The following is a 3,612-nucleotide window of genomic DNA, read 5'->3' as shown; positions in this document are numbered from 1 at the left end:
AAGCCCTCGTGCTCGCTCATGGAGAGAAAAACATCGGCCAGCCTGTAGGCGGCGAGAAACTCGTCCGCGGGCAGGTGGCCGGTGAACAGGACGTCTTCGGCGGTCAGGTAGAAGCGCGCCGCCAGGTCCTGGACGGCCAGGAAATACTTGGGCAGGGTGTTGACGTTGCCGACCACGATCAGGCGCACGGCCGGGGAGATGTATTTTTTATAGAAAAAAACCACCTTGATCAGGTCCTCGATCTTCTTGTTCGGGGAAAAACGGCCGGCGAAAACGATATTCTTCCTCTCGTTTTGGAGCAAGGACAGGTACGCCTGGCTGTGCGGCCGGTCGTAATCCCGGAGGTCGACCAGCAGGGGGAACACCCGAACGTTGGCGAAACCCAGTTCGCGCAGCTCGTCGGCGTTGTAGGTCGAATCGCCGATGGCCAGATCGAAACAAAAAGTGAGCTGGCGCAATTGCTCGCGGCCGGCGGCGGTGATGCGCACCAACGGATCGGAATAACCGACGAAAAAACGGCTGGGGGTGATGTTGTGGTAGATCAGCGCCTTCTTGCCCTTCAGGCCCAGGAAAAAATCGGTCAGCGGCGACGGGATGGCGAAACGCAGGATCTTGAGCGAGGCGGGATCGAGCCGGTAATCGCTGAACAGCACCGCCTGGTCCCTGACGCCAATGTCGCAGTTGATGGCGACGATCCGGCTTTCAATGCCGCGCGCGAGCAGGAAGCGATGCAACGCCAGGGCCGAATTGCCCACCGCGTCGCCTTCATGCAGGGAAGGCAGGAATTGTTCGACTGTCATCCATCCTTCTTAACAGAAAAGCCCGGCCGGGTCAATACGAATGGGGAATCCGCCGGCGTTGATTTTTTATGTTGGTTAAAGGGAAATGTGAGAAAAATCCGGGCCGGCGCGGAGCCGGCCCGGATGGGAAAATCAATCAATCGATAGCGAACTGGCAAAAACGGTTCATCCGCCGCCGCGAAAATAAAAACGGAGCGGATGACCGGGTTTTACATAGTCCGGAACCCGCCCAGCGTGGACATGCTGCCGAAAGCCACGGCGCCGACGACGATGCCGATGACCACGAAAACCACCACGGCGGCGATGATGGTCACCACAAAATAGCCGACCATCTTGTCCTTGGGAACATCCTTGACTATCTGCAGACCCATGTACATCAGGTACAGCGAATAAATGCTGGCGATGCCGACCAGAATGCCCAGGGAGGGAATAATGTTGAGAATTCCCGCCACCCAGGCCGCGGTATAGGAAAAGACCACGATCTTGACGGCGGCGACCAGATTCTTGCTGCAGCCGAAGGTGGGCGCCAGGGCATCCATGATAAAGGCGATCAGGAATACGCCGGCAAGCGAGAGGATATATTGCAGGATCGCCCATACCAGCGCCGTGCCGATGGGAACCCGAAAAGTCCCGAAACCGTAGGAAACGCCGATCAGGCTGTAACCGATGAAACCGGCGACGGCGGGGATGGCGGCCAAAAGCATGGCGTACTTGGTGAACATGTCAACAATGGTCAGCTGTTCGCCCTTGATTACGGCCCATTCCTTGGCCGGGGTCAGCAGAATGTTTTTCGCTCTTTCAACTAGATTCATATTTGCCTCCTGTTGATTCTATTAGAAATAGATACCCGAAATCCGGCAAAAAGTCAATAAAAAAGCGCTTGCCCCAATGCCAGCAAACGGGCGACCAGGTTCTCGTGCCAGAATATGGCCCAGCCGCCGTTGAGGAAGAAAATGACCGTACGCCCGATCTGGAAAACGACGACCGCGGCCAGCAGCACATAGATGCCGCGCCTGCTTTTCAGCGGGTTGGCGATGATCGCCTGATGGGTCGAGATCTCCAGGATCAACAGGATGATGAGGACCAGCGCCAAAAGGAAGAGGAGGGGCGAAAAAGGATGGAATTTAATGGCCTCGGCCAGGTGGCCATGCTCCAAGTGGGCCAGGGCGCGGGTCAGGCCGCAGGAGGGGCAGGGAATACCGGTCACGGCCCGCAGCGGGCACAGGACCGGCGATTGCGGCGATGTGATCCAGTCGAAAGCCAAAAATGGCAACAGCAGGCTCCCGGCCAGCAGGGCCAGCGCCAGGAGCCGCGGCCAATAAAAACTGTTCCGGCTCTCAGTTATAAAGCTTGTTAATTTCACCTTGGATGATCATGGCCGACACCATGGGGGCGAAGAAACCCAGCACGATCAGCAACACCGACTGGTCCTGCAGGGTGGGATTGTTCACCTTGCGGCCGATCACTTCCAGGTTCTGGCCGACCAGGTAATAGAAATACAGGTTGACCGGGAAACAGCAGCCGGAAAAGATGGCGATCAGCGGGCTGATCACCTCCCTTTCGACCACGGCGTTGATCACTTCGGCCATCTTGATGTTCCAGTAGATCAGGTAGAGGCCGCAGGTGACAAATCCCAACAGCAGCACGATCAGCGGGTCATTCTTGAAATAGGGAATGCGCCGCGCCTCCGGATTCACTTCGCTCATCGTGTCCTCCTTTAGGGGTTCAATATGAGCTCAATTGATCTTGTATTGAACCCCTACAATCTGTTTATTTTTTAATCCTTCATGCGGTCCGTTCTTGCTTGACGGGAGCGGCGTTAACACATATAATGCAGGCAAAGGAGACCACCATGTTTGGAAGTCTTGGCATCTGGGAAATACTGCTGATTATCGTCGTCATCGCCCTGCTCTTCGGCGGCAAGAAACTCCCCGAACTGGGCAAGGGGCTGGGACAGGGCATCAAGAATTTCAAGAACGCCGTCAAGGGAACGGAAGCGGAAGAGGAAAAAAAACCCAAGGATGAGAAGGGTAATTGAAGAACTCGTCGAACAGCGCAAGCACCGCCAGAATGAGCTGAAAACAAGCCTGGACGAGCTGGCCGGCGCCATCGAAACGCTGGGCCTGGTCAGGAAAAAACGCCCTGAGATCCGCGCCAAGCTGCAGCAGCTCCATGCCTGCCTGGGAGCCTACATCACCGCCCAGGACAAGGAGTGGGACGCCTATGCCAACAACCATTCGACCACGGTTTTCAAGTCGCTGCAATGGAAAATCGAAAAGCTCGAGGCGGAGTATTCCAACCTGAAAACCCTGCTCGTCCATTTCGCCCAGCTGGAAAACCGGCTGGACCGCCTGCTCGATGCGCTCAACGACAGGACCGCCGCGACGAGCCAGGGCTTCCTGGCCGCCGGCGAGATCCGCGCCGTCAAGGAGCAGCTGTCGCCGCTGCAGTACGCCGATTTCGAGCAGCGCTTCCGCGGCAGCCGCGAGAGCATCGAACAGCGGCTGCGAAAATACCTGCCCCTGTTCGCCGGACGCCGCGAGATACTCGACATCGGCTGCGGCCGCGGCGAATTTCTGGAGTTGCTCGCCGCCGCCGGGCACAAGGGAGTGGGCATCGATCTGTCCGATTCCATGCTCGAAATAGCCGGAGAAAAAGGGCTGGAATGCCACAAAGAGGATGCCCTGGCTTTTCTGAAAAACCGCCCCGCGGCGTCCCTGGACGGGATTTTTTCCTCCCAAGTCATCGAGCATTTCGAGCCCGACTACCTGCGCCGGGTCATCGGCGAGTCCTTCCGCGTTCTGCGGCCGGG

The 3,612-nt window shown here is 57.4% G+C and carries 6 protein-coding genes; 2 read left to right on the top strand and 4 right to left on the bottom strand.

What is annotated here, in order from left to right:
- The 4 genes from NTW95_14355 to NTW95_14340 form a co-directional block, all read right to left on the bottom strand.
- The coding region (locus tag NTW95_14355; protein MCX6558589.1) for a glycosyltransferase at positions 1 to 800 on the bottom strand (800 nt) is incomplete at its 3' end.
- Positions 801 to 1,009: 209 nt separating this feature from the next.
- Positions 1,010 to 1,612 (bottom strand): Yip1 family protein, encoded by a 603-nt coding sequence (locus tag NTW95_14350; protein ID MCX6558588.1) that lies wholly within the window; start codon positions 1,610 to 1,612, stop codon positions 1,010 to 1,012.
- A gap of 53 nt (positions 1,613 to 1,665) precedes the next feature.
- Entirely contained in the window at positions 1,666 to 2,163 is a 498-nt protein-coding gene (locus tag NTW95_14345) for a DUF2752 domain-containing protein (protein MCX6558587.1), read from the bottom strand.
- Complete coding sequence (locus NTW95_14340; protein ID MCX6558586.1) at positions 2,138 to 2,506, bottom strand: DUF4234 domain-containing protein; 369 nt, start codon at positions 2,504 to 2,506, stop codon at positions 2,138 to 2,140. Before NTW95_14340 ends, NTW95_14345 begins: the two co-directional genes overlap by 26 nt.
- 146 nt (positions 2,507 to 2,652) lie before the next feature.
- On the opposite strand from NTW95_14340, the gene NTW95_14335 reads away from it, so the two are divergent.
- Both NTW95_14335 and NTW95_14330 read left to right on the top strand, forming a co-directional pair.
- Complete coding sequence (locus NTW95_14335) at positions 2,653 to 2,838, top strand: twin-arginine translocase TatA/TatE family subunit (GenBank protein ID MCX6558585.1); 186 nt, start codon at positions 2,653 to 2,655, stop codon at positions 2,836 to 2,838.
- Positions 2,822 to 3,612, top strand: a 791-nt coding sequence (locus tag NTW95_14330) for a class I SAM-dependent methyltransferase (protein MCX6558584.1), incomplete at its 3' end; no start/stop codon positions are given. The genes NTW95_14335 and NTW95_14330, both read left to right, overlap by 17 nt.

The sequence above is a fragment of the Candidatus Aminicenantes bacterium genome, from assembly GCA_026393795.1.
Lineage (GTDB): Bacteria > Acidobacteriota > Aminicenantia > UBA2199 > UBA2199 > UBA2199.
The sequence above is the reverse complement of the archived record's forward strand: the minus strand, read 5'-3'. Positions and strand labels throughout refer to the sequence as shown.

What these genes read in the sequence shown, in the direction of transcription:
- NTW95_14335 (MCX6558585.1), top strand. Translation starts at nt 2,653, where the DNA reads ATGTTTGGAAGTCTTGGCATCTGGGAAATACTGCTGATTATCGTCGTC.
- NTW95_14340 (MCX6558586.1), bottom strand. Translation starts at nt 2,506, where the DNA reads ATGAGCGAAGTGAATCCGGAGGCGCGGCGCATTCCCTATTTCAAGAAT.
- NTW95_14350 (MCX6558588.1), bottom strand. Translation starts at nt 1,612, where the DNA reads ATGAATCTAGTTGAAAGAGCGAAAAACATTCTGCTGACCCCGGCCAAG.